At 60.9% G+C, this 26,321-nt stretch carries 27 protein-coding genes; 5 read left to right on the forward strand and 22 right to left on the reverse strand.

Annotated features, from left to right (window positions below; translation table 11 throughout):
• Positions 1 to 200: 200 nt before the first annotated feature.
• The 6 genes from AC1IN8_RS17715 to AC1IN8_RS17740 are packed head-to-tail and all read right to left on the reverse strand — an operon-like array spanning position 201 to position 5,019.
• Positions 201 to 1,379 carry a tetratricopeptide repeat protein gene (locus AC1IN8_RS17715; RefSeq protein WP_205642814.1) on the reverse strand — a complete coding sequence of 393 codons (1,179 nt, stop codon included), beginning with the start codon at positions 1,377 to 1,379 and terminating at the stop codon, positions 201 to 203.
• A 2-nt stretch (positions 1,380 to 1,381) separates the two neighbouring features.
• Positions 1,382 to 2,044: an energy transducer TonB gene (locus AC1IN8_RS17720; protein ID WP_025328849.1), complete on the reverse strand. Its 663-nt coding sequence runs from the start codon at positions 2,042 to 2,044 to the stop codon at positions 1,382 to 1,384.
• Positions 2,041 to 2,442 (reverse strand): ExbD/TolR family protein, encoded by a 402-nt coding sequence (locus AC1IN8_RS17725; RefSeq protein ID WP_025328850.1) that lies wholly within the window; start codon positions 2,440 to 2,442, stop codon positions 2,041 to 2,043. Before AC1IN8_RS17725 ends, AC1IN8_RS17720 begins: the two co-directional genes overlap by 4 nt.
• Positions 2,439 to 2,969, reverse strand: a complete 531-nt coding sequence (locus tag AC1IN8_RS17730) for a MotA/TolQ/ExbB proton channel family protein (RefSeq protein WP_025328851.1) — start codon at positions 2,967 to 2,969, stop codon at positions 2,439 to 2,441. Before AC1IN8_RS17730 ends, AC1IN8_RS17725 begins: the two co-directional genes overlap by 4 nt.
• Positions 2,966 to 4,261 carry a MotA/TolQ/ExbB proton channel family protein gene (locus tag AC1IN8_RS17735; protein WP_479759927.1) on the reverse strand — a complete coding sequence of 432 codons (1,296 nt, stop codon included), beginning with the start codon at positions 4,259 to 4,261 and terminating at the stop codon, positions 2,966 to 2,968. Before AC1IN8_RS17735 ends, AC1IN8_RS17730 begins: the two co-directional genes overlap by 4 nt.
• Complete coding sequence (locus tag AC1IN8_RS17740) at positions 4,258 to 5,019, reverse strand: DUF3450 domain-containing protein (protein WP_205642817.1); 762 nt, start codon at positions 5,017 to 5,019, stop codon at positions 4,258 to 4,260. The genes AC1IN8_RS17735 and AC1IN8_RS17740 overlap by 4 nt, the downstream gene beginning before the upstream one ends.
• A gap of 212 nt (positions 5,020 to 5,231) precedes the next feature.
• Here AC1IN8_RS17740 and AC1IN8_RS17745 point away from each other — a divergent pair, with 212 nt between their 5' ends.
• Entirely contained in the window at positions 5,232 to 6,008 is a 777-nt protein-coding gene (locus AC1IN8_RS17745; protein WP_005326226.1) for a LuxR family transcriptional regulator, read from the forward strand.
• Between the two features lie 66 nt (positions 6,009 to 6,074).
• On the opposite strand, the gene glmS is transcribed toward AC1IN8_RS17745, so the two are convergent.
• Both glmS and AC1IN8_RS17755 read right to left on the reverse strand, forming a co-directional pair.
• Positions 6,075 to 7,907, reverse strand: coding sequence for a glutamine--fructose-6-phosphate transaminase (isomerizing) (glmS, locus tag AC1IN8_RS17750; protein ID WP_247627654.1), 1,833 nt, complete (start codon positions 7,905 to 7,907; stop codon positions 6,075 to 6,077).
• A 54-nt stretch (positions 7,908 to 7,961) separates the two neighbouring features.
• Positions 7,962 to 8,735, reverse strand: a complete 774-nt coding sequence (locus tag AC1IN8_RS17755; RefSeq protein WP_139437167.1) for a DeoR/GlpR family DNA-binding transcription regulator — start codon at positions 8,733 to 8,735, stop codon at positions 7,962 to 7,964.
• 123 nt (positions 8,736 to 8,858) lie between these two features.
• On the opposite strand from AC1IN8_RS17755, the gene blrA reads away from it, so the two are divergent.
• From blrA to creD, 4 genes are all read left to right on the forward strand, one after another.
• Positions 8,859 to 9,533 (forward strand): two-component system response regulator CreB, encoded by a 675-nt coding sequence (gene blrA / locus AC1IN8_RS17760; RefSeq protein ID WP_247627652.1) that lies wholly within the window; start codon positions 8,859 to 8,861, stop codon positions 9,531 to 9,533.
• 34 nt (positions 9,534 to 9,567) lie between these two features.
• Positions 9,568 to 10,989 carry a beta-lactam sensor histidine kinase BlrB gene (gene blrB / locus AC1IN8_RS17765; RefSeq protein ID WP_479759930.1) on the forward strand — a complete coding sequence of 474 codons (1,422 nt, stop codon included), beginning with the start codon at positions 9,568 to 9,570 and terminating at the stop codon, positions 10,987 to 10,989.
• A gap of 104 nt (positions 10,990 to 11,093) precedes the next feature.
• The gene (gene blaOXA, locus AC1IN8_RS17770) at positions 11,094 to 11,888 is read left to right on the forward strand and encodes a class D beta-lactamase (RefSeq protein ID WP_479759931.1); all 795 of its coding nucleotides are present in this window, start codon (positions 11,094 to 11,096) and stop codon (positions 11,886 to 11,888) included.
• Positions 11,889 to 12,005: 117 nt separating this feature from the next.
• Positions 12,006 to 13,367 carry a cell envelope integrity protein CreD gene (creD, locus tag AC1IN8_RS17775; protein WP_479759933.1) on the forward strand — a complete coding sequence of 454 codons (1,362 nt, stop codon included), beginning with the start codon at positions 12,006 to 12,008 and terminating at the stop codon, positions 13,365 to 13,367.
• A gap of 50 nt (positions 13,368 to 13,417) precedes the next feature.
• On the opposite strand, the gene glmU is transcribed toward creD, so the two are convergent.
• The 14 genes from glmU to mnmG all read right to left on the reverse strand — a co-directional run bounded on the left by glmU (position 13,418) and on the right by mnmG (position 26,227).
• Complete coding sequence (glmU, locus tag AC1IN8_RS17780) at positions 13,418 to 14,779, reverse strand: bifunctional UDP-N-acetylglucosamine diphosphorylase/glucosamine-1-phosphate N-acetyltransferase GlmU (protein ID WP_247627648.1); 1,362 nt, start codon at positions 14,777 to 14,779, stop codon at positions 13,418 to 13,420.
• Between the two features lie 93 nt (positions 14,780 to 14,872).
• Positions 14,873 to 15,301, reverse strand: coding sequence for a F0F1 ATP synthase subunit epsilon (locus AC1IN8_RS17785; protein ID WP_025328862.1), 429 nt, complete (start codon positions 15,299 to 15,301; stop codon positions 14,873 to 14,875).
• An 18-nt stretch (positions 15,302 to 15,319) separates the two neighbouring features.
• Entirely contained in the window at positions 15,320 to 16,708 is a 1,389-nt protein-coding gene (atpD, locus tag AC1IN8_RS17790) for a F0F1 ATP synthase subunit beta (RefSeq protein ID WP_041206630.1), read from the reverse strand.
• 33 nt (positions 16,709 to 16,741) lie between these two features.
• Positions 16,742 to 17,608 (reverse strand): F0F1 ATP synthase subunit gamma, encoded by an 867-nt coding sequence (gene atpG, locus AC1IN8_RS17795; protein ID WP_041206629.1) that lies wholly within the window; start codon positions 17,606 to 17,608, stop codon positions 16,742 to 16,744.
• Positions 17,609 to 17,650: 42 nt separating this feature from the next.
• Positions 17,651 to 19,192 (reverse strand): F0F1 ATP synthase subunit alpha, encoded by a 1,542-nt coding sequence (gene atpA / locus AC1IN8_RS17800; RefSeq protein ID WP_005326253.1) that lies wholly within the window; start codon positions 19,190 to 19,192, stop codon positions 17,651 to 17,653.
• Between the two features lie 15 nt (positions 19,193 to 19,207).
• Positions 19,208 to 19,741, reverse strand: coding sequence for a F0F1 ATP synthase subunit delta (atpH, locus tag AC1IN8_RS17805; protein ID WP_139437155.1), 534 nt, complete (start codon positions 19,739 to 19,741; stop codon positions 19,208 to 19,210).
• Positions 19,742 to 19,754: 13 nt separating this feature from the next.
• The gene (atpF, locus tag AC1IN8_RS17810; RefSeq protein ID WP_139437153.1) at positions 19,755 to 20,225 is read right to left on the reverse strand and encodes a F0F1 ATP synthase subunit B; all 471 of its coding nucleotides are present in this window, start codon (positions 20,223 to 20,225) and stop codon (positions 19,755 to 19,757) included.
• 51 nt (positions 20,226 to 20,276) lie between these two features.
• Positions 20,277 to 20,516: a F0F1 ATP synthase subunit C gene (gene atpE / locus AC1IN8_RS17815; protein WP_010672265.1), complete on the reverse strand. Its 240-nt coding sequence runs from the start codon at positions 20,514 to 20,516 to the stop codon at positions 20,277 to 20,279.
• Positions 20,517 to 20,574: 58 nt separating this feature from the next.
• Positions 20,575 to 21,357: a F0F1 ATP synthase subunit A gene (gene atpB / locus AC1IN8_RS17820; RefSeq protein WP_025328868.1), complete on the reverse strand. Its 783-nt coding sequence runs from the start codon at positions 21,355 to 21,357 to the stop codon at positions 20,575 to 20,577.
• Between the two features lie 8 nt (positions 21,358 to 21,365).
• Positions 21,366 to 21,776 (reverse strand): ATP synthase subunit I, encoded by a 411-nt coding sequence (locus AC1IN8_RS17825; RefSeq protein ID WP_162519234.1) that lies wholly within the window; start codon positions 21,774 to 21,776, stop codon positions 21,366 to 21,368.
• Positions 21,777 to 21,966: 190 nt separating this feature from the next.
• Positions 21,967 to 22,875, reverse strand: coding sequence for a ParB/RepB/Spo0J family partition protein (locus tag AC1IN8_RS17830; RefSeq protein ID WP_479759936.1), 909 nt, complete (start codon positions 22,873 to 22,875; stop codon positions 21,967 to 21,969).
• Entirely contained in the window at positions 22,872 to 23,675 is an 804-nt protein-coding gene (locus AC1IN8_RS17835; RefSeq protein ID WP_202048001.1) for a ParA family protein, read from the reverse strand. The genes AC1IN8_RS17830 and AC1IN8_RS17835 overlap by 4 nt, the downstream gene beginning before the upstream one ends.
• A 27-nt stretch (positions 23,676 to 23,702) precedes the next feature.
• Positions 23,703 to 24,329: a 16S rRNA (guanine(527)-N(7))-methyltransferase RsmG gene (gene rsmG / locus AC1IN8_RS17840; RefSeq protein ID WP_106887825.1), complete on the reverse strand. Its 627-nt coding sequence runs from the start codon at positions 24,327 to 24,329 to the stop codon at positions 23,703 to 23,705.
• An 8-nt stretch (positions 24,330 to 24,337) separates the two neighbouring features.
• Positions 24,338 to 26,227 carry a tRNA uridine-5-carboxymethylaminomethyl(34) synthesis enzyme MnmG gene (gene mnmG / locus AC1IN8_RS17845; protein ID WP_139437145.1) on the reverse strand — a complete coding sequence of 630 codons (1,890 nt, stop codon included), beginning with the start codon at positions 26,225 to 26,227 and terminating at the stop codon, positions 24,338 to 24,340.
• Between the last annotated feature and the right edge of the window lie 94 nt (positions 26,228 to 26,321).

Genomic DNA, 26,321 nt, shown 5'->3' on the forward strand with positions numbered 1-26,321 from the left:
GAAAGTCAAGCGGTTGTTTTCGCTTTTCTTTCGGCGCCCACTTCGCTAGGAAGCTGGCTCATCAGTTTGGCGTGTTCCGCCGTGCTGGTAGGGGCGCATTATAGGGAGCCGCGCCGGGATGACAAGGGCTTTTTGTAAAAATGCGTTCGTTTGCTGAAAAAGCAGGCTGAACCTCATGAAATGCGAGTTTTAGCTCCGTTTCATGCCGCTTTTTTGTTCACTCCATCGGTCTGGGCCTGGATGTAGTTGACCCAGCTGGTCGCCTTCTGTTGCCAGTTGTCCTGCTGTTGCAGCTCGCGAGCCAGCTCCAGCGCCTGGGCATACTGCTCCTTATTAAGATGTGCCTGCACCAGCAGTGCCTTAGCTCTATTGCCCTGCTCACCCTTGGCTGACTTCATGGCCACCAGCTGGGTCATGGCGGCTTCTGTCTTGCCTTGTTGCAGCAACAGCTCGGCGACGCGCATGGCCGCCTTGGGCTGGGCATGCTGTTTGGCGAGCAGTTGCCAGCTATCTACCGCCTTGGGCCACTCGCGGGCACCTTCCCACAACTGGGCCAGCAGTTGCTGGTTCTCGGCACTCCCCTTCATCTGTCCCTTGGCCATGGCCGCTTCCAGCAGACGGGCGCCGCGATAGGGCAGCCCCTGCCAGGCATAGAGCCGGATCAGCTGGTTGCGGGCGGCAGTGTCGTCCATCAGTTTTCTATCGATGGCGGTCTGTAACAGCGCCAGCGCCTGGTCCCCGCGCTTGGCGGAGAGGTTGAGGGATACCGCCTGTTGCCACCACTTGCTCTCTTTCGGTTCGTGGCGGATCAGCTCTTCCGCCTGATCCGCCGCCACACCATAACGTTGCAGGGCAGTGAGGGCGGAGAGGCGAATGATCGCCGTCTGCTTGTGCCAGCCTTTCTTCAGCAACTGCTCGCTCTGGCTGACCGCCTCGCCATATTGCTTGTTGTGGTAATAGAGGCCGGCCAGGCGCAGACGCAAGGCATCGTCGGACTTGAGTGCCAGTGCCGCCTTGTAACTGGCGATGGCGCCTGACCAGTTGGATTGCTGGGCCTGGATATCCCCACGCAGACGCAGCAACTGGAGCTGCTGCTGCTCGGGCCACTCTTTATAGGCCAACGCCTGTTCCACGTAGCGACTCGCCTGTGCGGTCTGCTGCAGGTTGGCCGCCAGTGAGGCCTGCAACTGGGCCAGCCAGGCGCGCTCGGCATCGGAGCCAGGCTTGAGCCCGATCGCCTTGTTCTGGGCCTGTTGCCACTGACCCGACTGATAGAGCTTCATCACGGGCTCCAGCTGACGGGAGAAATGAGGGCTCACTTCCATGGCCAGACAGGCTTGGCTGACCAGGGCCAGCAGACAGATCCAGATCCGCAACATGGTTACGACTCCAATTTGAATTTGAGATTGATGGTTTGCACCAGCTTGTCGGTGGCTCCCGGTCTTGGCTGGTAGCGCCACTTGCTGACGGCCTGAATCGCCGCCCGCTCGAACTGCCGCTTGGGTTTGGCATCGATCACTTCCACATCCTGTACCCGCCCCTCGGCATCGACGCTAAAGCGCAGGGTCACCGAGCCTTCTATGCCGGCCTGCTGGGCCCGATAGGGGTAGACGGGTTCGACCCGCTGCAAGGGGGTCAGCATGTCGCCGACCCCTATGCCCGCGCCTTGGGACTGACCATGGAAGCTGCCGCTCGCCACCGGGGTGGGGCTGGTTGCGACCCCTGGGGCAGATACCTGCACCGCACTCAGGCTGGATACCAGATCCAGGCTGGGCTGCACCGAGGGCAGCGGCGCCGCCGCCGGCATGGGCATTGGCGTGGATGCCAGGGCGGCGGGAGGCTCCGGCAAGGGTTCCGGCTCCTGGGGTACCGGACGCTCGCGCACCTGCACCTCGTTCACCTCGGTCTGCATGTTGATGACGATGGCTTTCTGCTCGGACGAGGCCTTCTCTCCCCGGGGGGGTTCCACCAGCGTGGCCATGAACAGCAGGATCCCCAGGCTGAGGGCAATCCCCAGCCCCAGGCTCATCAGCTTGAACTTCATTTCGGCGCCACCGCCACGGCGATATTGGCGATGCCTGCCGCCTTGGCCTCATCCATCACCCGCACTACCTTGCCATGGGGCACCCTCTCATCGGCCTGGATCACCAAGCTGGCGTCGGGCTGCTCAGACAGCAGACGGGCCAGACTGGCCTGCACCCGCTCCACATCCACCTGTTTGCGGTCGAGGAAGATCTGCCCCTGGGCGCCGATCGCCAGCATGATGCTGGAGGACTTCTGCGCCTTGGCCTGGCTCGCCTGGGGCCTGTGCACTTCTAGCCCGGCTTCCCGTACGAAGGAGGTGGTCACGATGAAGAAGATCAGCATGATGAACACGATATCCAGCATGGGGGTCATGTCGATCTGTACTTCATCACGCTGGCGTTTGGATTGCCGTCTCATTGCATTACCTTCTCTTCTCGCAGGCCATCCCGGGTCTTGGCCAGCGCACGCTTGGCCTGGCTCTCGAGACGACTGAGTAACAACACGCCGGAGAGCGCCACCACCATGCCTGCCATGGTGGGGATGGTGGCGCGGGAGATCCCGCCCGCCATGCTCTCCGGGTTAAAGCGGTTGGCGGCGGCCAACGCATCGAATACGCCTATCATGCCGGTCACAGTGCCGAGCAGACCCAGCATGGGGCAGAGCACCACCAGGGTGCGGATGAAGATGAGATGGCGGTTGAGCTCGAGTTCGGCCTCGGCCAGCCAGCGGCTGCGGATCGCCTTGGCGTGCCAGCTGTGGCGCTCGCTGCGCCCCTGCCAGCGGCCGAACAGCTGCCGCTGCAGCGGACCGAAACCCAGGTTGAGGTAAAGCAACCGCTCGATCATCAGAATCCACATCAGCACCAGCAGGGCCAGGATGACCCAGAGCACGGGGCCGCCACGGCCCATGAAGCTCTGCAACTGTTGCCAGATGTCGACCATCATGCCACCCGCTCCATCCCGTCCCCGTTATTCTCGGCACGCTCGGCCAGAATGCCGGCGACCTGCTGCTCCAGCACGTTGGAGAGCTCGGTGAAACGGGATTGCAGCAGGCTGTGGGCCAGGATCAGCGGAATAGCGGCCACCAGCCCCTGTACCGTGGTGATCAGCGCCATGGAGATGCCGCCCGCCATGATCTTGGGATCGCCGGTGCCGAACTGGGTGATGGCCTGAAAGGTGCCTATCATGCCGGTGACGGTGCCGAGCAGCCCCAGCATGGGGGCAATGGCCGCGATCACCTTGACCATGCCGATGCCACGCTCCATCCGGGGCGTCTCCTGCAGTATGGCCTCGTCCAGCCTCAGTTCGAGGGTCTCCATGCTCAGCTCCGGGTGCTTGTCTGCCACCGTCAGCACCCGACCGAGGGCGTTGTCGGCGTGGTATTCGCCGCTCTTGAGCTGGCGACGCACCAGGGTCAATTCGCGGGAGAGGGTCCAGAGCCGCACGGCGGCAATGCCGAGGCCGATGGCGGCCAGCAGCACTATGATGGCGCCTACCTGGCCCCCTTGCTGGACTTGCTGCCAGAAGGTCGGTGCCTGGGCCTGCATCTCGAGCAGGACGCCGTGGGAGGGATCCAGCGGCAACGCCTCGCCTTCCTTGCCCTGATAGGCGGTCAGCTCGGACAGCAAGCCGCCGGGCAGTCCCAGTACCGGACTCAGCCCTTCGCCGCTCGGTTGCAGGAAGCCTTCGCTGCCAAACAGCGCGAAGCTGCCGACCCGGGTCAGCGCCTGCTCACTGGCCGCGCCCTGGGCATTGAGCACCTTGCCATCGAACTGGACAACCCGACCCGACTCGCGGATCTCCTGCAGCAAGGTGGCGGGCAGCAGGGCGAGGGCAGCGCGATCCGGCACCTGCTTGTCCTGGGCCATGGCCTTCAAGGCAGTCAGACGATCCGGATACTGGCCCTGCACCGAGGAGTCACCCAGCAACTTGACCGCATCGCTGGCCCCCTGGCGGGTCACCGCGAAGATCTCGTTCATGTCGCCGGAGGCTTGCTCCCAGCGGGTGTTGAGCTCGACCAGCTGCTTTTCATTGCTGGCAAACTGGCTGGCCAGCTCCTTGCTCAGGCGCTGAGCCTCGGCCAGCCTGGCGCGGGCACTGTGCAATTCGGTGGAGACAGACGCCAGATCCTGCTGTGCCTGTTGCTCGCGGGCCTGTTCCTGCTGCTGCCACTCTTCATTGGCAAGGGCCAGCTGGGAGCAGAGGGAGAGGGTGATCAGAAGGGGGAACCATTTCATGACTGAGCCTCCTGGCTACGCGCGACAGACAGGGGCACATGCAACAGTTGCGGGACTTTCTTGTCGGCCGCCATGTCCAGCGCATCGGCAAGGGGGGTGAGCCACTCGCTATCCAGCGGCAGCCAGGTCTTGCTCTCGGCGGACCAGCGCCAGCCCTGGGTGCGATCGGCTGTCATGGCCAGCAGGGAGACGCGACCGAGCGCCAGCACATCGACCCGGCGCTCGGCACCATCCAACGCCAGCTGGGCGGGATAGGCATCCATCCGGCTGCCGTATTCGGCTTCGATCTGGTAGGCCTGCAGCAGCTGGCGGAACTTCTCCGCCTCGCTCACGTCCGCCCGGGCCAGGGTCACCTTCAGCTGCTCGACCCGCGCCAGACGGTCCTCCTTGCGCAGGGGAATGTCATCCTGCACCAGCTGCTCCAGATCCGCCTGCATCTGCAACATCAGCGGGATCAGGCCCTGACGGGTCTCCTGAACCGCTTCCAGCTGTTGAGTCAGCTTGCCCAGCTCATTCTGCTGATCGGCCACCAGAGACTGCATGTAGCGGTTGTAGGCTTCCAGATCCCGCAGTTGCAGCTGGGCATTTTGCAGCTCCAGCCGGGCGGCAACGGCGGCATCGGCCGCCTTTTCTACGCGTTGCTGGGAGGCTTTCCCATCCGCGATGCTGTTTTTCAGTGCGGGCGCGACCAGATCGTCTGCCGAGGCGACGAAATGAACGGCCAATGGCAACAAGGCCAGACCCCAGATCTTTTTCATGGTACACAATCTTAACAATGATAACTATTCTCATTGTCTCAAAGAGTGGGGTCAGTGGCAATCAGATGATTTTCTTGGCCTGTGGCTGAAAAAACAGGATACTTTTTAGACAAGCACGGGAACAACTGGCGTTGGTAGTCACAACACCATTTTAAATAACTAAAAAATGTCTTTTCGATCAGGATGATAAGTGGTCGAAAAAGGAGACTTACATGTTTAACGATGCGATCTGGGAACACATAGATCGGTTCACCAAGGCCAAGAAAACCAGCGACATCCAGCAACAACTGGAGCGCTTCAGCCATCAGATGGGATTTGATTACTTCAGGTTGCTGATCATTTTCCCCATCAGCATGCAGAAATCACACGTGGCCTTGTTCAATAACTGCCCGACCAGCTGGTTTGATGCCTACACGGAGCGGCACTACCTGACCCAGGATCCTGTGGTCTTCCTGGGCCTGAAGCAGACCCAGCCCATCTTCTGGAACAAGCTCGACTGCGACTCCCCCTGGCTGCCCAGCGCCAGCCGGGAAGTGATGAACCTCGCCGCCGACTTTGGCGTGAGAAACGGTGTCTCCTTCCCGCTGCACACCCCTCAGGGGGAACACGGCATCCTCTCCTTCATCAGCAAGGAAAGGTCCAACTCTGACCTGATGTTTGAAAACGTTCCCATGCTCTCATTTTGTGCCAGCTACATCTTCAACGCGGCGCTGCAGCTGATAAAGAGCAGGCCGGACCTGATGAAGCATCTGGCCGAGCTGTCGGATCGGGAGAAGGAGTGCCTGTTCTGGGCCAGCGAGGGCAAGACCTCCTGGGAGATAGCCACCATACTCGGCATCAGCGAGCGTACCGTGAACTTCCACCTCAATCAGGTCACCAACAAGACGGATTCGAAGAACCGCAACCAGGCGATCGCCAAGAGCATCTCCAGCGGCATCATAGTGCCCTCGCTGGACGATGTGACCATCACCAACCTGCGGCTGTCATAACGGCAACCCCGCCAGCCAAACAAAAAGAGCCGCAACAGCGGCTCTTTTTTCATGTCTGACAACGACTTATTCCACGGTCACGGATTTCGCCAAGTTGCGCGGCTGATCCACGTCGGTGCCCTTGATGAGGGCGACGTGGTAGGAGAGCAGCTGCAACGGCACCGTATAGACGATGGGGGCAATCATCTCTTCCACGTGATTCAGGCTCATCACCCGCATGGTCTCGTCGCTCTTGAAGCCGGCGTCCGCATCGGCGAACACATAGAGGATACCGCCACGGGCGCGCACCTCTTCCACGTTGGACTTCAGCTTCTCCAGCAGATCGTTGTTCGGCGCCACGACTATGATGGGCATCTCGGCATCGATCAGCGCCAGCGGGCCGTGCTTGAGCTCACCGGCGGCATAGGCCTCGGCGTGGATGTAGGAGATCTCTTTCAGCTTGAGCGCCCCCTCCATGGCGATGGGGTACTGGCTGCCACGGCCGAGGAAGAGGCTGTGATGCTTGTCGGCAAACTCTTCGGCCAGGGTTTCGATCTGCTTGGCCAGCGCCAGGCTCTCCTTGATGCGCAGCGGCAGGGCCTGCAGCGCCTTGACCAGTTCGGCCTCGGCCTCGGCGCTCAGGTTGCCACGGCAGTGACCGACCGAGGCCACCAGCATCAGCAGGCCGGCCAGCTGGGTGGTGAAGGCCTTGGTGGAGGCGACGCCGATCTCGGCACCGGCCCGGGTCATAAAGGCCAGGTCGGATTCGCGCACCAGGGAGGAGCCCGGCACGTTGCAGATGGCGAGCGAGCTCATGTAGCCGGACTCCTTGGCCAGGCGCAGGGCGGCCAGGGTGTCGGCGGTCTCGCCGCTCTGGGAGAGGGTCACCAGCAGGCTGTTGGGGCGCACCACGGACTTGCGATAGCGGAACTCGGAGGCGATCTCCACGTCGCAGGAGACGCCGGCGATTTCCTCGAACCAGTAGCGGGCCACCATGCCGGAGTTGTAGGAGGTGCCGCAGGCGACGATCTGGACGTGCTCCACCTTGTCGAAGATGGCACGGGCGCCATTGCCGAAGGACTCGACCACCACGTGATCCGTGCCCAGACGGCCTTCCAGGGTGTTGGTGATGGCCTTGGGCTGCTCGTAGATCTCCTTGAGCATGTAGTGGCGGTACTCGCCCTTGTCACCGGCGTCGTGGGAGAGCTCGGACTCCAGCTCCTCGCGCACCACGGCATTGCCGTCGGTGTCGAAGATGTGCACGTCGCGGCGGGTCACCTCGGCCACGTCACCCTCTTCCAGGAAGATGAAACGGCGGGTCACCGGCAGCAGGGCCATCTGATCGGAGGCGATGAAGTTCTCGCCGATGCCGCGACCAATCACCAGGGGCGAGCCGGAGCGGGCCACCACCACGCGGCTGTCGTCACGGCTGTCCATCACCACTGTGCCGTAGGCACCGCGCAACTGCTTCACCGTGACCTGCATGGCCGCCAGCAGGCTGGGGGCGGATTTCAGCTCGTGGTGGACCAGGTGGGCGATCACCTCGGTGTCGGTGTCCGAGGTGAACTCGTAGCCCATGCCCTGCAGCTGGCTGCGCAGCTCTTCGTGGTTCTCTATGATGCCGTTGTGCACCACGACGATATGCTCGGAGACATGGGGGTGGGCATTGCGCTCGGACGGCTCGCCGTGGGTCGCCCAGCGGGTGTGGGCTATGCCGGTACCGCCATGGACGGACTGCTCCTCCAGTGCCTTGGCCAGCTCGGCCACCTTGCCGAGGCGACGCACCCGCTGCAGCGGCTGGTTGGCGCTGAACACGGCCACACCGGCGGAGTCATAGCCGCGGTATTCCAGACGGCGCAGGCCTTCTACCAGGATTTCAGCCACATCACGTTGGGCCACTGCCCCGACGATGCCACACATAGACTTCTCCTTGAAATGTAAGACGTTAATTCGATTGGATAATAGATGTTTGGGTCAAACCGCCACGGGGGCGCAGATCAGTGCTATCCCCCTGGCCTGGATCTGTGCTCTGGCCTCGTCGTCCAGCCCCTCGTCGGTCACCAGGGTATGGATGCTGGACCAGGGCAGCTCGAGATTGGGGATCTTGCGGCCTATCTTCTCCGACTCCACCATGACGATGACCTCGCGGGACACCTCGGCCATTACCCGGGAGAGGCCCACCAGCTCGTTGAAGGTGGTGGTGCCCCGCTCCGGGTCTATGCCGTCGGCGCCGATGAACAGCTGGTCGAAGTCATAGGAACGCAACACCTGCTCCGCCACCTGTCCCTGGAAGGATTCGGAGTGGGGATCCCAGGTGCCGCCGGTCATCAGCAAGGTGGGCTCGTTCTCCAGCTCGCGCAGGGCACCGGCCACGTTGAGGGAGTTGGTCATCACGATGAGGCCGCGCTTGCTGCCCAGCATGGGGATCATGGCGCTGGTGGTGCTGCCGCTGTCGATGATGACGCGGTTGTGATCGCGGATGCGCTCGGCGGCGGCACGGGCGATGGCCAGCTTTCGTTTCGAAACTTGATCCGGGTTGCTGTCCACCACCATCTCGCTCGGCAGAGGCACGGCACCACCGTAACGGCGCAGCAGCAGACCGCCGGTCTCCAGCACTGCCAGATCCTTGCGGATGGTCACTTCCGAGGTGGAGAAGTGCTTGGCCAGGGCATCGACGCTGACTTCGCCCTGTTCCTGCACCAGGGTCACTATGGTGTGACGGCGCTGTTGAGTGTTGCGTTTGGTCATCTTAAAGTTTCGATTCGAAAGGATGGCGAAATATTAATACCTTTTTGGGAAAAATCAAACGGCAAATAGGATCCGATTTGGTTCGATGCCAGAATGGTCAGGCCGATTTGTGACGAGGACGCCATGCAAAAACGAGTCATCTGGCTGGTGGAAGATGAGGCCAGCATTGCCGACACCCTGATCTATGCCCTGCAGACCGACGGTTTCGAGGTGGAGTGGTTCCCCCTCGGCCAGCCGTTGCTGGCGCGACTGGAACAGTCGCACCCGGATTTTCTGATCCTGGATGTGGGGTTGCCTGACATCAGCGGCTTCGAGCTGTGCAAGCAGGTGCGGGCCCTGACCGACACTCCCCTGATGTTTCTCACCGCCCGCAGCGAGGAGATAGACAGGTTGATCGGGCTGGAGATAGGGGCCGACGACTACGTGGCCAAACCCTTCTCGCCGCGGGAGGTGTGCGCCAGGGTGAGGGTGATACTGCGCCGCAGCCAGCCGAGCGCTCCCCAGCCCAGCGCCCTGCTGGCACTGGACGAGGAGCGGGCCCGCATCTGCTTCCACGGTCAGCCCCTGACCCTCACCCGCTACGAATATCTGCTGCTCAAGACGCTCATGCAGGCGCCGGGCCGGGTCTACTCCCGCCAGCAGCTGATGGACCTGGTGTGGAGCGGGGCCGAAGAGAGCCTGGATCGCACCGTCGACACCCACATCAAGACCCTGCGCGCCAAGCTGCGGGAGCGGGACTCCGAGGCCAATCTGATCCTGACCCACCGCGGGCTGGGCTACAGCCTGGAGCTGGCATGAACTCAGGGGTGCCGGGCACCGGCCGGGGGATGAGATGAGAATCGGATTGCAACTGCTGTGCGGCCTGGTGCTGATCTTCGCCCTGGCCGCCTGGTTCGTGCTGGAGATCTTCGTCGAGGAGATCAAACCCGGGGTGCGCAGCGCCACCGAGGATACCCTGGTGGATATGGCCCAGCTGCTGGCCCCCCTGGCCCTGGACGATCTGCAGGAGGGGAAGATGGCGGATGGCCGGCTGGCCAGCGCCTTCGCCCGCCTCAACCAGAGCCCCATCAACGCCCTGATCGACGGTCACCTCAAGCAGCAGGCGGAGTACCGCATCTATGTGGTCGACGCTAAAGGCAAGGTGGTCTATGACTCGGACGGAGTGGATCTGGGCAAGGACTATTCCCGCTGGAACGACGTCTACCGCACCCTGCGCGGGGAGTATGGCGCCCGCAGCACCCGCAGCGATCCCGACGATCCCGCCAGCTCTGTGATGCACGTGGCTGCCCCCCTGCGCGAGGGGGACGAGATCCTGGGTTCCCTCACCGTCGCCAAGCCCAACCGCACCCTGCTGCCCATGATAGAGCGCAGCGAGCACCAGCTGTTGCAGGGGGCGGCCCTGCTGCTGTTCATCTCGCTGCTGATCGGCGCCCTGCTGGTGTGGTGGCTCACCCGCGCCATCGGCAAGCTGGTGCACTATGCCGATGCGGTCAGCCAGGGTCAGCCCGCCAGCCTGCCGAGGCTCCACAGCCCGGAGCTGGACCGGCTCGGCCACTCCCTCGAGACCATGCGCCGCCAGCTGGACGGCAAATCCTACATCGAAGCCTATGTGCACAGCCTGACCCACGAGCTCAAAAGCCCGCTGGCCGCCATTCGCGGGGCTGGGGAGATCCTCGCCGAGGCGCCGCCCCCCGAGGTGGCGCGGCGCTTTATCGGCAACATCAACCTGGAGACGGCCCGCATGCAGCAACTGATCGAGCGCATGCTGCAGCTCGCACGCCTCGAATCGGGGCAGGGGCTGGACAGACAGGCCACAGCCCCCGCCACGCTAGGCAGGCGGGCTCTGGATGCCCGCCAGATAGTCGCAGCCCGTCGTCAGGTGGCCCTGGCGGCAGAGCTCACCGACGCCCCCAGGCAGAAGTGGGATCCCCTGCTGGTGGAGCAGGCGCTGGGCAACCTGCTGGACAACGCCCTCGACTTCTCACCCGCCGGGGGTCACATCCGGCTGAGTGGCGCCATGGAGGAGGGGGGCTACTGCTTCCGGGTACGGGATCAGGGGCCCGGCATCCCGGACTATGCACTGCCGCGGATCTTCGAGCGCTTCTACTCCCTGCCCAGACCCGACAAGGGCAAGAGCAGCGGCCTCGGGCTCAGCTTTGCCGCCGAGGTGGCGCGCCAGCACGGTGGCCGGCTGACCCTGGGCAACCAGCCGGAAGGCGGGGTGCTGGCCGAACTCTGGCTACCTGCCGGCTAGGGAACTTCACACTGAACACACAGAGCCGGGCTAAGCTGCGCCTCCTAGGATAGGGTCCCGCCCGGACCCGTCTACCCGCGTTCTGATGAATCAAGGAGATGTTCATGTCCCGCATTCTGTTGTCCGGCCTGCTTGCCGCCGGCCTCTTCTGTGCCTTGCCCGCCAGCGCCACCACAGGCTGTCTGCTGTTCGCCGATGGCAGCGGCAAACCCCTCAGCGCCCAGGGTGACTGCGCCAGCCAGCTGACGCCCGCCTCCACCTTCAAGATCCCGCTGGCGCTGATGGGCTATGAGAGCGGCTTCCTGGTGGATGAACAACTGCCCGCCCTGCCATTCAAAGCCGGCGACCCTGATTTCCTGCCGGAATGGAAGCAGACCACCACCCCGAGCAACTGGATGAAGTTCTCGGTGATCTGGTACTCCCAGCGCCTCACCGAGTGGCTGGGAGAGACGCGCTTCCAGCAGTACGTCGACCGCTTCGACTACGGCAACCGGGAGCTGTCGGGCAACCCAGGCAAGCACGACGGTCTGACCCAGGCCTGGCTCAGCTCCAGCCTCGCCATCAGCCCCCAGGAGCAGGCCCGCTTCCTCGGCAAGCTGGTGAGCGGCAAGCTGCCGGTCTCCGCCGAGGCGGTGCGCCGCACCAGCACTCTGCTGCGTCAACCCGACATCGATGGCTGGCAGATCCACGGCAAGACCGGCATGGGCTATCCCAAGCTGCTGGATGGCAGCCTCAACCGGGATCAGCAGATCGGCTGGTTCGTCGGCTGGGCCAGCAAGCAGGACAAGAAGCTCATCTTCGTGCACACAGTGGTACAAAAACCCGGCAAGCAGTTCGCGTCCCTCAGGGCAAAGGAAGAGGTGTTTGCCGCCTTGCCAGCAGAGCTGAAGAAACTCTGATCCCCAACCGGCGCCTGGCGCCGGTTTTTTTATCCCCCTTCACTCCCACTTCACAGGGCCCCATCCCCGCTTCACCCGACCAGGGCACAGTCGACCCCATCAACAAGGAGAGGCGTCATGGTCAAACAGATATTCACCCACAAGATAACGCTGCTGCTGTTGCTCAGCCTGCTGCTGATGATCCCGGTTCACTCCATCATGGAGCTGAACCGGGAACGCCAGGCCTACCGCAGCCAGGCCATTCACAGCATCATGGCCAGCAGCAGCGGTCCGCAGCGCTTGCTGGGGCCTGTGCTGGTGCAACCCTATACCCGGGCCGTCACCGTCGAGCAGGATGGCAAGCGCTTCGTGCGCGAGGAGCGGGTCTATCGCTACCTGCTGCCGGACAGGCTGGATGTGCGGGCCAGCATGGAAGTCACCCCGCGCAAGCTCGGCATCTATCAGGCCCAGGTCTATCACAGCCGGCTCTCCCTCTCCGGCCGCTTGCCGGCCAGCCTGGCCGACAAGGTGCTGGTGGCCGGCAACCCGGACCTGAGCTTCGACGCCGCGGATCCCGCCCTGATCCCGGGCAAGCCCTACCTCAGCCTGGTGCTGTCCGATGCTCGCGGCATCAGCAGCGTGCCCGAGCTGCAGCTGGGGGAGCGGCGCATTCCGTTCGCCCCCGGTGCCTTGCTGGGTGACGGCCTGGCCGGCATCCATGCTCCGCTCGAGCGCCTGCCCGGGGAAGATGGCCGCTTTCACATCGAGCTGAACCTGCAGGGCATGAATGCACTCGAGGTGGTGCCGATCGGCCAGGACAGCAGGTTCAACCTGAGTGGCAACTGGCCCCATCCCAACTTCATCGGCGATTTTCTGCCCGGCAACCGCACCCTGAACGATCAAGGGTTCGACGCCAGCTGGCAGACCAGCTGGTTTGCCACCGACATGGAGCGGCGCTTCACCCGCATGATGAAGGGGGCGGGGAGCGAGTTGCCGACCTTCAGCGTCAGCCTGGTGCAGCCGGTGGATCACTACCAGCTGAACGAGCGGGCCGCCAAGTACGCCCTGCTGTTCATCGGCCTCACCTTCCTCAGCTTCTTCATGTTCGAGCTGCTCAGGGGGCTGCGGGTACACCCGATCCAGTACGCCCTGGTGGGCATGGGGCTGGCCATCTTCTATCTGGTGCTGTTGGCGCTGACCGAGCACCTCGGCTTTGGCTGGGCTTATCTGATTGCCAGCCTCGCCAGTGTGTCGCTCAACGGCTTCTACCTCAGCCATGTGCTGGGGGGGCCGCGTCAGGGACTCGGCTTCTCGGCCCTGCTCGGGCTGGTCTACGCCATCCTGTTCGGGCTGCTGCAAGCCGAGGAGATAGCCCTGCTGCTCGGCGCCCTGCTGCTGTTCGCCATCCTGGCGCTCATCATGGTGCTGACCCGCAAGCTGGACTGGTATGGAGTGATGGGCAACCCGCCCCCTTCTCCAGCCCCGGACCAGGAGAGCTGAAAACAAAACCGGCGCCCTCAGGGCGCCGGTTTCATTTCATTGATCGGGCATCACTTCTTCTTGACCGGGCGGGCCCAGTTCTTGATGTGGCGCTGGGGCACCCGGGTGATCACCAGCTCGTGCTCGGCCACATCCTTGGTGATGGTGGAACCAGCCCCCAGGGTCGCCCCCTTGCCGATGCGCACCGGCGCCACCAGCTGGGTATCGGAGCCGACGAAGACGTCATCCTCTATGATGGTCTGGAACTTGTTCACCCCATCGTAATTGCAGGTGATGGTGCCGGCACCGATATTCACCTTGGCGCCGATGTCCGCATCCCCCAGATAGGTCAGGTGACCACACTTGGAGCCGACCCCGAGCCGGGATTTCTTCATCTCGACGAAGTTGCCGACATGGGCATCCTGCTCCAGCACGGCACCCGGGCGCAGACGGGCGAAGGGACCGACCGAACATTGATCCGCCACCAGGGCACCCTCGATGACGGAGTAGGGTTTCACCTCGCTGTGATCGCCAATCTCGCAATCCTTCAACACGGCACCGGCACCTATGCGCACATGGTTGCCGAGCTTGACCTTGCCCTCGATGATGACGTTGACGTCGATCACCACCTCCTCCCCGATCTCCAGGGTGCCGCGCAGATCGAAGCGGGCCGGATCGATCAGGGTGACCCCGGCGATCATCAGCTTCTCGGCCTGCATCTGCTGATAACTGCGCTCGAGGGCAGCCAGCTGGACCCGGTTGTTGGCCCCTTCCACCTCCATGGCGCTGTCCGGATGGACGGCGGCGATGGGGCAGCCATCCCCATGGGCCATGGCGATCACGTCGGTCAGATAGAACTCCCCCTGGGCGTTCTTGTTGTCCAGGCGCGACAGCCAGCCGCTCAGCTGGGCGCCATTGGCCACCAGCACACCGGTATTCACCTCGCGGATGGCGAGCTGTTCGGCACTGGCATCCTTCTGCTCGACGATACCGACCACCTGGCCGTTTTCCCGCACTATGCGACCGTAGCCGGTGGGGTTGTCCAGCACCACGGTCAGCAGCGCCATGCCGTCATCGGCCTTGGCGGCCAGCAGCCGTTGCAGGGTCTCGGGCTGGATCAACGGGGTGTCGCCGTAGAGCACCAGCACGTCATCCTCATCCTGCCAGAACGGGATCGCCTGGGCGACCGCATGGCCGGTGCCCAGCTGCTGCGCCTGCAACACCCAGTTGAGATCCGGGGCGGCGATCCGCTCCTTGAGCAGCTCGGCGCCGTGGCCATAGACCAGGTGCAGTTGCTCGGCACCTATCTGGCGGGCGGTGTCGATCACATGGGACACCATGGGTTTGTTGGCGACGGGGTGCAGCACCTTGGGCAGAACGGAACGCATGCGAGTACCTTTACCCGCAGCCAGGATCACGACGTTGAGAGACATAGCCAGCCTTTGAAACATGAGGAAATGCTCGGCGGAGTCTATCCAACGGGCAAAAAAAAAGCGACCCGAAGGTCGCTTTTTGCATCACCGTGATTAGCGGTAATTCTTTTTGACGATATCGATAACCCGCAGCTGGGCCATTGCTTTGGCCAGCTCGGCAGACGCCTGAGCATAGTCGATATCACCATGGGAGCTGCTGATCCGCTCTTCGGCACGACGCTTGGCTTCCTGGGCTTTCGCCTCATCCAGGTCATCGGCACGAATGGCAGTATCGGCCAGCACGGTCACGGCTTCGGGTTGTACTTCCAGCATGCCGCCGGAGATGTACAGCACCTCTTCGCTACCATTTTGCTTGATCAAGCGGACCAGGCCCGGCTTGATGGCAGTCAGCAACGGAGCATGACCGTGGCGGAGACCCAGCTCACCCTCGGAGCCTGTTACCTGGGCAGATTGCACGCGACCGGAAAACAGTTTCCCTTCGGCGCTCACTACATCCAGGTGAAATGAGATCATCTCAGCCATGGGCCCTCCTATCGAGGCTTACAGTTTCTTGGCTTTCTCGACGACTTCGTCGATACCGCCAACCATGTAGAACGCCTGCTCGGGCAGATCGTCATACTCGCCTTTCAGGATGCCCTGGAAACCGCGAATGGTCTCTTTCAGCGGCACGTACTTGCCGGAAGAACCGGTAAATACTTCGGCCACGAAGAACGGCTGGGACAGGAAACGCTCGATCTTACGGGCACGGGATACGGTCAGTTTGTCTTCTTCTGACAGTTCATCCATACCCAGGATGGCGATGATGTCCTTCAGCTCCTTGTAGCGCTGCAGCACGATCTGCACACCACGAGCGGTCTCATAGTGATCCTTGCCAACCACCAGCGGATCCAGCTGACGGGAGGTGGAGTCCAGCGGGTCAACGGCCGGGTAGATACCCAGTGCCGCGATTTGACGGGACAGAACTATGGTCGCATCCAGGTGGGCGAAGGTGGTCGCCGGAGACGGGTCGGTCAAGTCATCCGCAGGCACGTAAACGGCCTGGACTGAGGTGATGGAACCGGTCTTGGTGGAGGTGATACGTTCTTGCAGAACACCCATCTCCTCGGCCAGGGTCGGCTGGTAACCTACTGCGGACGGCATACGGCCCAGCAGTGCGGATACCTCGGTACCGGCCAGGGTGTAACGGTAGATGTTGTCCACGAAGAACAGCACGTCACGACCCTCGTCACGGAACTTCTCGGCCATGGTCAGACCGGTCAGCGCCACGCGCAGACGGTTTCCGGGCGGCTCGTTCATCTGACCGTATACCAGGGATACTTTGTCCAGTACGTTGGACTCCATCATCTCGTGGTAGAAGTCGTTACCCTCACGGGTACGCTCACCCACACCGGCGAATACAGAGTAACCACTGTGTTCGATCGCGATGTTACGGATCAGCTCCATCATGTTGACGGTCTTGCCTACACCGGCACCACCGAACAGACCGACCTTACCACCCTTGGCGAACGGACAAACCAGGTCGATAACCTTGATGCCGGTCTCCAGCAGCTCGGCGCTGTTGGACTGATCTTCGTAGCTGGGGGCTTCGCGGTGGATGGACCAACGCTCTTCTTCGCCGATCGGACCCTTCTCGTCGATGGGCTCGCCCAGTACGTTCATGATACGACCCAGGGTCGAGGTACCGACCGGTACCTGGATGGCCTTGCCGCTGTTAACTACTTCCAACCCACGACGCAGACCGTCGGAGGAACCCATGGTGATGCAACGAACGACGCCGCCGCCGATCTGTTGCTGAACTTCCAGTACCAGACCCTGGCCTTGGCCTTCGCTGATGACTTTCAGTGCATCGTACACCTGGGGCACGGCATTCTGCGGGAACTCGATGTCCACTACAGCGCCGATGATTTGGACGATGAAACCGTTACTCATGTCAAATCCTCTAAACCTTTGATAACCCTTGCCTTACACCGCAGCAGCACCGGATACGATCTCTGTCAGTTCCTGGGTAATACTGGCCTGACGGGCCTTGTTGTACACCAGTTGCAGATCGTTAATCAGGTTGCCGGCGTTGTCAGTCGCGGCTTGCATGGCAACCATTCGGGCTGCCTGTTCACTTGCCAAGTTTTCTACCACGCCCTGGTACACCTGGGATTCGACGTAGCGAATCAGCAGGGTATCCAGCAGCTGCTTGGGATCCGGCTCATAGAGGTAATCCCAGTGGTGTTTCTTGGCGAGCTTGCTGTCTTCTGTTACGGGCAAAGGCAGCAGTTGATCGACTTTTGGTTGCTGAACCATGGTGTTGACGAACTTGTTGTACACCAGATACAGCCTGTCAATCTCACCGTTGTCGTAAGCCTTCAGCATGACCTTGACTGAACCAATCAGGTCATTGACGCTCGGGTTGTCACCCAGTCCGGAGACATGGGCTTTCACCTTGGCGCCGTGCCGTTCAAAGAAGTTGGAGGCCTTGCTACCGATCAGTGCCAGGTCAACCTTGGCACCTTTCGCGCTCCATTGCTTCATATCGTTGAGGGCAGCTTTGAACAGGTTGATGTTCAGGCCGCCACACAGGCCACGGTCGGTGGAGACGACGATGTAACCCACTCGCTTGACCTCACGTTCGATGAGGTAGGGGTGCTTGTATTCCAAGTTCCCCTGAGCGATATGGCCGATCACCTTGCGCATGGTTTCAGCGTACGGACGGCTGGCAGACATGCGTTCCTGCGCACGGCGCATCTTGCTGGCTGCCACCATTTCCATAGCGCTGGTGATCTTCTGAGTGTTCTTCACACTCCCGATCTTGTTACGTATCTCTTTTGCGCCGGCCATCTCTTCTCTCCATCAGGTGGCAGCTTGCGCTGCCACACACGCTTACCAGGTCTGGGTTGCCTTGAAGCTATCCAGCAACGCAGTCAGCTTGCCAACGATCGCGTCGTTGTAGTCGGCCTTGGCATTGATTTCAGCCATCAGCTCGGCATGCTGGGTATTGGCGTAAGAGAGCAGAGCGGCTTCGAAGTCGACGATCTTGCTCAGTTCGACATCGGCGAGGTAGCCCTTCTCGGCGGCGAACAGCACCAGAGACTGGTGAGCCACGCTCATCGGAGAGTACTGCTTCTGCTTCATCAGCTCGGTCACTTTCTGACCATGATCCAGCTGCTTGCGAGTCGCATCGTCCAGATCGGAAGAGAACTGGGCGAAAGCCGCCAGCTCACGATACTGGGCCAGCGCGGTACGGATACCACCGGACAGCTTCTTGACGATCTTGGTCTGAGCGGCACCGCCCACACGGGATACGGAGATACCCGGGTCAACCGCCGGACGAATACCGGAGTTGAACAGCTGAGTGGTCAGGAAGATCTGGCCATCGGTGATGGAGATCACGTTGGTCGGAACGAACGCAGACACGTCGCCAGCCTGGGTTTCGATGATCGGCAGCGCGGTCAGAGAACCGGTCTGGCCAGTCACGGCACCCTTGGTGAACTTCTCGACGTACTCGACGTTGACGCGGGAAGCACGCTCCAGCAGACGGGAGTGCAGATAGAAGACGTCGCCCGGGTAAGCTTCACGTCCTGGCGGACGGCGCAGCAGCAGGGAGATCTGGCGATAGGCTACGGCCTGCTTGGACAGGTCATCATAGATGATCAGCGCGTCTTCACCGCGGTCACGGAAGTACTCACCCATGGAGCAACCGGCATAGGGAGCCAGGTACTGCAGGGCAGCAGCTTCGGAGGCTGAGGCGACGACCACTATGGTGTTGGCCAGGGCGCCGTGCTCTTCCAGCTTGCGCACCACGTTGGCGATGGTGGAGGCCTTCTGGCCAATCGCAACGTAGACGCACTTAATGCCGGAGTCTTTCTGGTTGATGATGGTGTCGATCGCGATGGCGGTCTTACCAACCTGACGGTCACCGATGATCAGCTCACGCTGGCCACGACCGATGGGGATCATGGCATCGATGGCTTTCAGACCGGTCTGGACTGGCTGGTCAACAGACTTACGCTCGATAACGCCCGGGGCAATGACTTCGATCGGCGAGTAGCCGTCGTTGTCTACCGGACCCTTACCGTCGATCGGCTGACCCAGGGTGTTGACCACCCGGCCCAACAGACCACGACCGACCGGCACTTCCAGAATACGGCCGGTACCCTTTACTTTCATCCCTTCAGCCAGGTTGGCATAGGGCCCCATGACAACGGCACCAACGGAGTCACGCTCCAGGTTCAATGCCAGAGCGAAGCGGTTACCCGGCAGCTCGATCATTTCACCCTGCATGGCATCGGCCAGACCGTGGATACGAATGATACCGTCACTCACAGAGACGATGGTACCTTCGTTACGCGCTTCGCTTTTGACATCAAACTGCGCAATGCGCTGCTTGATCAGCTCGGCGATTTCAGTGGAATTCAGTTGCATGCTCTAATACCCCAATCAAGATTGCAGCGCGTCGGCCATGCGATCCAGCTTACCGCGGACCGTGCCGTCGATAACCAGATCACCGGCCTTGATGAGCACCCCGGCCATCAAGGACGCATCTGTGCTGCAATTCAGCTTCACTTTGCGCGCGAGACGTTGTTCCAGAGAAGCCTGAATAGCGGCCTTCTGCTGGTCGGTCAGTTCGATCGCCGAAATCACGTCAGCCTGAACTTCTTTGTCCAGTTCAGCCTTGAGCGCGACATATTCAGCAACGACAGCCGGCAGCACACCCAAGCGACCATTCTCAGCCATCACCCGGATCAGGTTCTGACCATGCTCGTTGAGCTGCTCACCGCAGACACCGACAAACAGATTTGCCAGTTCTTCGGCGGCCACGGAGCCGTTTACCAGGTCATGGATGGTCTCGTTCTCTGCCACTTGTGCGGCGAAACCGAGCATCTCCAGCCATTGGTCAACCGCCTTGTGCTCAACGGCAAACTCGAAAGCAGCCTTGGCGTAGGGGCGAGCGATTGTAGTCAGTTCAGACATAGCCCCGTTCCCGTTACAGTTCTGCTACCAGTTTGTCGACGATGTCGCTGTTGGCAGCCTGGTCGATTTGGCGTGCCAGGATCTTCTCTGCACCCGCGATGGCAAGAGCAGCAACCTGCTTGCGCAGTTCTTCTTTGGCACGATGACGTTCAGCTTCGATCTCTGCACGGCCCTGAGCCAGGATTTTTTCCCGCTCTGCTTGAGCTCCGACAGCGGCTTCATCAATGATCTGGGCCTTGCGTTTGTTGGCCTGATCGATGATTTCAGCAGCCTGAAGCTTGGCTTCTTTCAGCTGATCGGTGGCGTTGGCCTTGGCCAAATCCAGATCTTTCTTGGCACGTTCGGCAGAAGAGAGACCATCAGCAATTTCTTTCTGACGGGCTTCGATGGCAGCGATCAGCGGCGGCCATACGTACTTCATGCAAAACACTACGAAGATGAAAAAAGCAACTGCTTGGCCGAGGAGGGTGGCGTTGATATTCACAGCCGATGTCCTCTTAAGTTAGTTAATGGGTTCTGCGTGAGTCGTGACGACTTAGGCAACCGCAAACATCACATACAGACCCAGACCAACGGCGATCATCGGGATCGCATCCACCAGACCCATGACGATGAAGAACTGGGTACGCAGAACAGGGATCAGGTCCGGTTGACGAGCAGCACCTTCCAGGAACTTGCCACCCAGGATACCGATACCGATGGAGGCGCCGATAGCCGCCAGACCCATCATCATTGCAGCAGCGATGTACAGCAGGTCCATGTTCAAGTTTTCCATGAGGATCTCCATTTATTTAGATGTAATTGATTGTATAAAAAGGATTATTTGAGTTGCATCAACCATGGTCTTCTTGCGCCATCGACAGATAGACGATGGTCAGAACCATGAAGATAAACGCCTGCAAAGTGATGATCAGGATGTGGAAAATTGCCCAAGGCACGGACAGGATCCACTGTGACCACCAGGGTAACAAACCCGCAATCAGGATAAAGATCAGTTCGCCAGCATACATGTTGCCGAACAGTCGCAGACCCAATGAAACAGGCTTGGAAATCAACGTGACGGTTTCAAGGATGAAGTTAACCGGGATGGCAGCGGGATGGTTGAAAGGCTGAAGCGTCAGCTCCTTCACGAATCCGCTGATACCCTTGACCTTGATGCTGTAGTACAGGATCAAGAAGAACACGCCCAAAGCCATGGACATGGTGATGTTAACGTCAGCAGAGGGAACCACACGCAGATAGGGAACACCCATCAACTGTGCAGCGTGAGGGATAAAGTCAACGGGGATCAGATCCATGAAGTTCATCAGGAAGATCCAGACAAACACTGTCAGTCCCAGCGGTGCGATGACCGGGTTCCGACCATGGAAGATGTCTTTGACGTTACCATTCACAAACTCGACCAGCATCTCCACAAAGCACTGCAGTTTACCGGGCACACCGCTGGTGGCCTTGACGGCTACACGGCGGAACGACCAGATAAACAGGGCGCCTAGCAAGACGGAAAATATCATTGAGTCGATATTCACCGTCCAGAACCCGGACCCGACTTGCAGGTGGGTCAGGTGGTGGGAGATATATCCCTGAGGAGTCAGGACTTCTCCGGTTGCAGACATGAGTTTTCCTAATAGTGGTTGTTAAGCGTGAATGAAACTATCCACTGTACAACGAGGGCGAGGATATAAGTGGCGAAGAACGAGACGGTGTCGACCTCGATCCCGGAGCCAAACATCAGGGCGAAAAGTCCTGTTGTAGTAATGAGCTTAATCCCTGCCCCACCATAAAAGTCCCGCAAAACCAGGCCCACGCTCTCTTTCGTCACCTTGCGGCGCAGAACCCAGAGCGTGAACAGGGCTTGAGGAACCCAGTACATTCCCCCCCCGAAGAGGGAAGAACGTCCGGCAAGCGCCCCGCTCTGATAAAACCAGACGGAACCGATCGCCAGGATCAGGATGAGCTGACAAACGAGCATAGCCAAGGCTAGCGTCAAACCTTCCAAGGCTACTTTCTGTTTCACCAACCTACCCCTGAACATTACAGAACTGTAAAAAATCGGGATCCGAAGACCCCAGGTTCACAGCTCGAAAAGCCGGTCAAATTATACCCGTGAAGACGGCTATTGCAACATGGCAAAAATCCTTAATTTTTGCGGCTTTCCGCGCGAAATTAAGGTTATGTTCATATCGAAAGGAATGGATGTTTTATTACTACAAAAAGCGTAAAAATCACGATTCTGACAGACCAAAATAGCCCAATACCCGGTCCAAATCCGCTAAGTTATCGTAACTTATTACTAACTTGCCGCTATCCTTCTTGCCTGGCTGAAGCTGTACCTGATTGCCAATTTTTTCTGAAATCTGGCGCTCGAGGTAACCAAACTGTGGATCGCGGACTGGCTCGACCTTGGTTTTTACCGGTTCCAGCGTTTTTTGCACCAGTTTCTCGGTATCTCGCACCGTCAGCCCCTTCTGGGCGACCAGCTTGGCCAGCTCTGACTGGGCCGGGCCGCTCAGGGCAAGCAGGGCACGGGCATGGCCCATGTCGAGATCCCCGTGCTCGACGAACCGCTTCACGTCCTCGTTGAGCTGGTTCAGGCGCAGCAGGTTGGTGACCGTGGTGCGGGACTTGCCCACCGCCTCGGCCACCTGCTGGTGGGTCAGCTCGAACTCGGTCAGCAGTCGCTGCAGGGCCACCGCCTCTTCGATGGCGTTGAGATCCTCGCGCTGGATATTCTCAATCAACGCTATGGCCACCGCCGCCTCGTCGGGCACGTCCTTGACGATGCAGGGCACCACCTCGAGCCTGGCCAGCTGGGACGCGCGCCAGCGCCGTTCACCGGCGATGATCTCGAAGCGATTCTCGCCGATGGAGCGTACCACTATCGGCTGAATCACGCCTTGCGCCCGTATCGAGTTGGCCAGGTCTTCCAGCGCATCCTGAGACATGTCCTTGCGCGGCTGGTACTTGCCGGACTGCAGCCACTCCAGCGGCAGCTTGCGCAACTCGCCCTGGTTGGTGGGGGCCATGGCCTGTTCGGTACGCTGGTCGCTCATCACCTGTTTCTGGCGGGCGGCCGTGCTGGTGCTGAGCAGGGCATCCAACCCCTTGCCCAGCCCACGTTTCTTCGGCGTCATATGCTCTCTCGGTCTGCGGTGATCGGCTGAGACTCCTGCTCCTGACGACGCAGGATCTCGCCAGCCAGGGCCAGATAGGCCTTGGCCCCCACCGATGATTTGTCATAGTGCATGGCCGGGGCACCGAAGCTCGGCGCCTCCGCCAGTCTAACGTTGCGGGGGATGATGGTGCGATAGACCTTGTCCCCGAAATGCTGTTTCAGCTGATCGGACACATCATTGGCCAGCCGGTTGCGGTGATCGAACATGGTGCGCAGCACCCCTTCGATCTTCAGCTCCGGGTTGACCACGGCCGCCAGCTTGCTGATGGTATCCACCAGGGCGGTGAGCCCTTCCAGCGCGTAATACTCGCACTGCATGGGCACCAGCACGGAGTCGGCGGCGGCCATGGCGTTGACGGTCAGCATGTTGAGAGAAGGCGGGCAGTCGATGAAGACGTAGTCGTACTTGTCCCGTACCGAGGCCAGGGCGTTGCGCAGGCGGATCTCGCGGGCGAAGAACTCCATCAGACGGATTTCCGCCGCCGTCACGTCGGCATTGGCGGCGATGAGGTGATAACCACCCGAGGTCTCGGGGATGATCACCTCCTTGATGGGGGTGTCTTCGATCAGCAGTTCATAGGCGGTGCGTTCGACTTCGTACTTGTCGACGCCACTGCCCATGGTGGCATTGCCCTGCGGATCCAGATCGATCACCAGCACCTTGCGCCGGGTGGCGGCCATGGAGGCGGCCAGATTCACACAGGTGGTGGTTTTACCCACTCCACCCTTCTGGTTGGCTATGGCAATGACTTTTCCCACACTATCCCCTAAATGAATACGGCGGCCCTATTCGGGCTGGATGGCTTTAAACTCCAGCAGATGACGCTCACCTTCCAGTTCGGGCACCACCAACTGATGGGTGGCAACCAGACGAATGCTGGCAGGCAACTGTGCCAGTTCCTGCTCGGGGTATTGTCCCTTGAGTGCCAGGAAGCTGCCCTCGGGTGACGGCAGATGGTGACACCAGTTCAACATGTCCTCCAGGGAGGCGAAGGCCCGGCTGAGAACGCCATCGAAGCCCACCTCGGGTTGATACTCCTCCACCCGGGATTTGACCGGCGTCACATTGGTCAGCCCCAGCTCCTGGATCACCTGGCGGATGAAGTTGATCCGCTTGCCCAGGCTGTCGAGCAGCACGAACTGCTTGTCCGGATTGATGATGGCCAGCGGCAGACCGGGCAGACCCGGGCCTGTGCCCACATCGATGAAACGCTCACCGTGCAGGTGAGGACTCACCACCAGGCTGTCGAGGATGTGCTTGACCAGCATGGCGTCCGGATCCCGCACCGAGGTGAGATTGTAAGCCTTGTTCCACTTGTGCAGCAACTCAACCAACTGCACCAACTGGGTCTTTTGGGTGTCGGTGATAACAATACCGGCCTGCATGAGCAGGCCGTTCAATCTTTCCAGCATGGGATTCCTCAGGCGGTTTTACGCAGCAGGCCGTGTTTCTTCAGGTGAACCAGCAGGATGGAGATGGCCGCCGGGGTGATGCCGGAGATGCGGGAGGCCTGACCTATGGTCTGCGGCTTGGCATCGTTCAGCTTGGCGATCACCTCGTTGGAGAGACCGTTCACGTCGCGGTAGTTCATGTCCAGCGGCAACAGGGTGTTCTCGTTGCGCAGCTGCTTCTCCACCTCGTCGTGCTGGCGCTCGATGTAGCCGGCGTACTTGATCTGGATCTCCACCTGATCCGCCGCGGCCGCGTCTTCCAGCGCCGGGCCGACCCCTTCGATGGCCATCAGGGCATCGTAGGTCACCTCGGGGCGACGCAACAGCTCTTCCAGGCTCTGCTCCCGGGTCAGGGGCGTGTTCACCAGGGCGTTGACTGCCTCCAGTGACGGGTGTTGCGGGTGGATCCAGGTCGAACGCATGCGCTGACGCTCCTGCTCCACCTGCTCCATCTTGGTGTTGAACAGGCTCCAGCGATGGTCATCCACCAGGCCCAGCTCGCGACCAATTGCGGTCAGGCGCAGATCGGCGTTGTCTTCCCGCAGCAGCAGACGGTATTCGGCGCGGCTGGTGAACATGCGGTAGGGCTCGCGAGTACCCAGGGTGGAGAGATCGTCCATCATCACGCCCATGTAGGCCTGATCCCGGCGCGGATGCCAGGCATCCTTGCCCTGGGCGCGCAGACCGGCGTTCAGACCGGCCATCAGCCCCTGGGCGGCGGCCTCTTCATAGCCTGTGGTGCCGTTGATCTGGCCGGCGAAGAAGAGGTTTGGAATGCACTTGCTCTCCATGTTGGCCTTGAGATCCCGCGGATCGAAGAAGTCGTATTCGATGGCGTAGCCGGGGCGGGTGATGTGGGCATTCTCGAAGCCACGGATCGAACGGACGATCTGCACCTGCACGTCGAACGGCAGGCTGGTGGAGATCCCGTTCGGGTAGAGTTCGTGGGTGGTCAGGCCTTCCGGCTCGACGAAGATCTGGTGCGCCGTCTTGTCGGCGAAACGGGTGATCTTGTCCTCGATCGACGGGCAGTAACGAGGGCCTATCCCCTCGATCACCCCGGCGTACATGGGGCTGCGATCCAGGTTGTTGCGGATCACCTCGTGGGTCTTCTCGTTGGTGTGGGTAACGTAGCAGGGCACCTGACGCGGGTGCTGGCTGGCGTTGCCGATGAACGAGAAGACGGGACGAGGATCGTCACCGTGCTGCTGCTGCATCACGGAGAGATCGACGGTACGGGCATCGATGCGTGGCGGCGTGCCAGTCTTGAGCCGATCGATGCGCAGGGGCAGCTCACGCAGACGCTGGGCCAGGGCGATCGAGGGTGGATCCCCGGCGCGGCCGCCCTTGTAGTTTTCCATCCCGATGTGGATCAAACCGTTCAGGAAGGTCCCGACCGTGAGCACCACCGTCTTGCCGCTGATGCGGATCCCGCTCTGGGTGACCACGCCGGCGACGCGATCCCCGTCCATGACGAGATCGTCGCAGGCTTGCTGGAAGATCTTCAGGTTCGGGTAATTTTCCAGGGTCTGGCGCACCACGGCCTTGTAGAGCAGGCGATCCGCCTGGGCACGGGTGGCACGCACCGCGGGCCCTTTGGAGGAGTTGAGGGTGCGGAACTGGATCCCGCCAAGATCGATGGCCTGCGCCATGATCCCGCCCAGGGCATCCACTTCCTTGACCAGGTGTCCCTTGCCGATCCCGCCGATCGCCGGATTACAGGACATGTGTCCCAGCGTATCGATGTTATGGGTCAGCAACAGGGTATTCAGGCCCATACGGGCGGCCGCCGTTGCTGCTTCGGTTCCTGCATGACCGCCACCGACGACGATCACATCAAATTGTTCATGGTATTGCATTGGGGATCACCTTGATCTGCACGCCTGAAGATCTTTATTTGCCTGGGCTGAAGGGCGGATCATTCTATCCGTTTCGCCTCTTGAGGGGAACGTC

This window comes from Aeromonas sp. 130281, from assembly GCF_056642115.1.

Coding starts and splice junctions, on each gene's coding strand:
- AC1IN8_RS17715 (WP_205642814.1), bottom strand. CDS start 1,379: ATGTTGCGGATCTGGATCTGTCTGCTGGCCCTGGTCAGCCAAGCCTGT.
- AC1IN8_RS17720 (WP_025328849.1), bottom strand. CDS start 2,044: ATGAAGTTCAAGCTGATGAGCCTGGGGCTGGGGATTGCCCTCAGCCTG.
- AC1IN8_RS17725 (WP_025328850.1), bottom strand. CDS start 2,442: ATGAGACGGCAATCCAAACGCCAGCGTGATGAAGTACAGATCGACATG.
- AC1IN8_RS17730 (WP_025328851.1), bottom strand. CDS start 2,969: ATGATGGTCGACATCTGGCAACAGTTGCAGAGCTTCATGGGCCGTGGC.
- AC1IN8_RS17735 (WP_479759927.1), bottom strand. CDS start 4,261: ATGAAATGGTTCCCCCTTCTGATCACCCTCTCCCTCTGCTCCCAGCTG.
- AC1IN8_RS17740 (WP_205642817.1), bottom strand. CDS start 5,019: ATGAAAAAGATCTGGGGTCTGGCCTTGTTGCCATTGGCCGTTCATTTC.
- AC1IN8_RS17745 (WP_005326226.1), top strand. CDS start 5,232: ATGTTTAACGATGCGATCTGGGAACACATAGATCGGTTCACCAAGGCC.
- glmS (WP_247627654.1), bottom strand. CDS start 7,907: ATGTGTGGCATCGTCGGGGCAGTGGCCCAACGTGATGTGGCTGAAATC.
- AC1IN8_RS17755 (WP_139437167.1), bottom strand. CDS start 8,735: ATGACCAAACGCAACACTCAACAGCGCCGTCACACCATAGTGACCCTG.
- blrA (WP_247627652.1), top strand. CDS start 8,859: ATGCAAAAACGAGTCATCTGGCTGGTGGAAGATGAGGCCAGCATTGCC.
- blrB (WP_479759930.1), top strand. CDS start 9,568: ATGAGAATCGGATTGCAACTGCTGTGCGGCCTGGTGCTGATCTTCGCC.
- blaOXA (WP_479759931.1), top strand. CDS start 11,094: ATGTCCCGCATTCTGTTGTCCGGCCTGCTTGCCGCCGGCCTCTTCTGT.
- creD (WP_479759933.1), top strand. CDS start 12,006: ATGGTCAAACAGATATTCACCCACAAGATAACGCTGCTGCTGTTGCTC.
- glmU (WP_247627648.1), bottom strand. CDS start 14,779: ATGTCTCTCAACGTCGTGATCCTGGCTGCGGGTAAAGGTACTCGCATG.
- AC1IN8_RS17785 (WP_025328862.1), bottom strand. CDS start 15,301: ATGGCTGAGATGATCTCATTTCACCTGGATGTAGTGAGCGCCGAAGGG.
- atpD (WP_041206630.1), bottom strand. CDS start 16,708: ATGAGTAACGGTTTCATCGTCCAAATCATCGGCGCTGTAGTGGACATC.
- atpG (WP_041206629.1), bottom strand. CDS start 17,608: ATGGCCGGCGCAAAAGAGATACGTAACAAGATCGGGAGTGTGAAGAAC.
- atpA (WP_005326253.1), bottom strand. CDS start 19,192: ATGCAACTGAATTCCACTGAAATCGCCGAGCTGATCAAGCAGCGCATT.
- atpH (WP_139437155.1), bottom strand. CDS start 19,741: ATGTCTGAACTGACTACAATCGCTCGCCCCTACGCCAAGGCTGCTTTC.
- atpE (WP_010672265.1), bottom strand. CDS start 20,516: ATGGAAAACTTGAACATGGACCTGCTGTACATCGCTGCTGCAATGATG.
- atpB (WP_025328868.1), bottom strand. CDS start 21,357: ATGTCTGCAACCGGAGAAGTCCTGACTCCTCAGGGATATATCTCCCAC.
- AC1IN8_RS17825 (WP_162519234.1), bottom strand. CDS start 21,776: ATGTTCAGGGGTAGGTTGGTGAAACAGAAAGTAGCCTTGGAAGGTTTG.
- AC1IN8_RS17830 (WP_479759936.1), bottom strand. CDS start 22,875: ATGACGCCGAAGAAACGTGGGCTGGGCAAGGGGTTGGATGCCCTGCTC.
- rsmG (WP_106887825.1), bottom strand. CDS start 24,329: ATGCTGGAAAGATTGAACGGCCTGCTCATGCAGGCCGGTATTGTTATC.
- mnmG (WP_139437145.1), bottom strand. CDS start 26,227: ATGCAATACCATGAACAATTTGATGTGATCGTCGTCGGTGGCGGTCAT.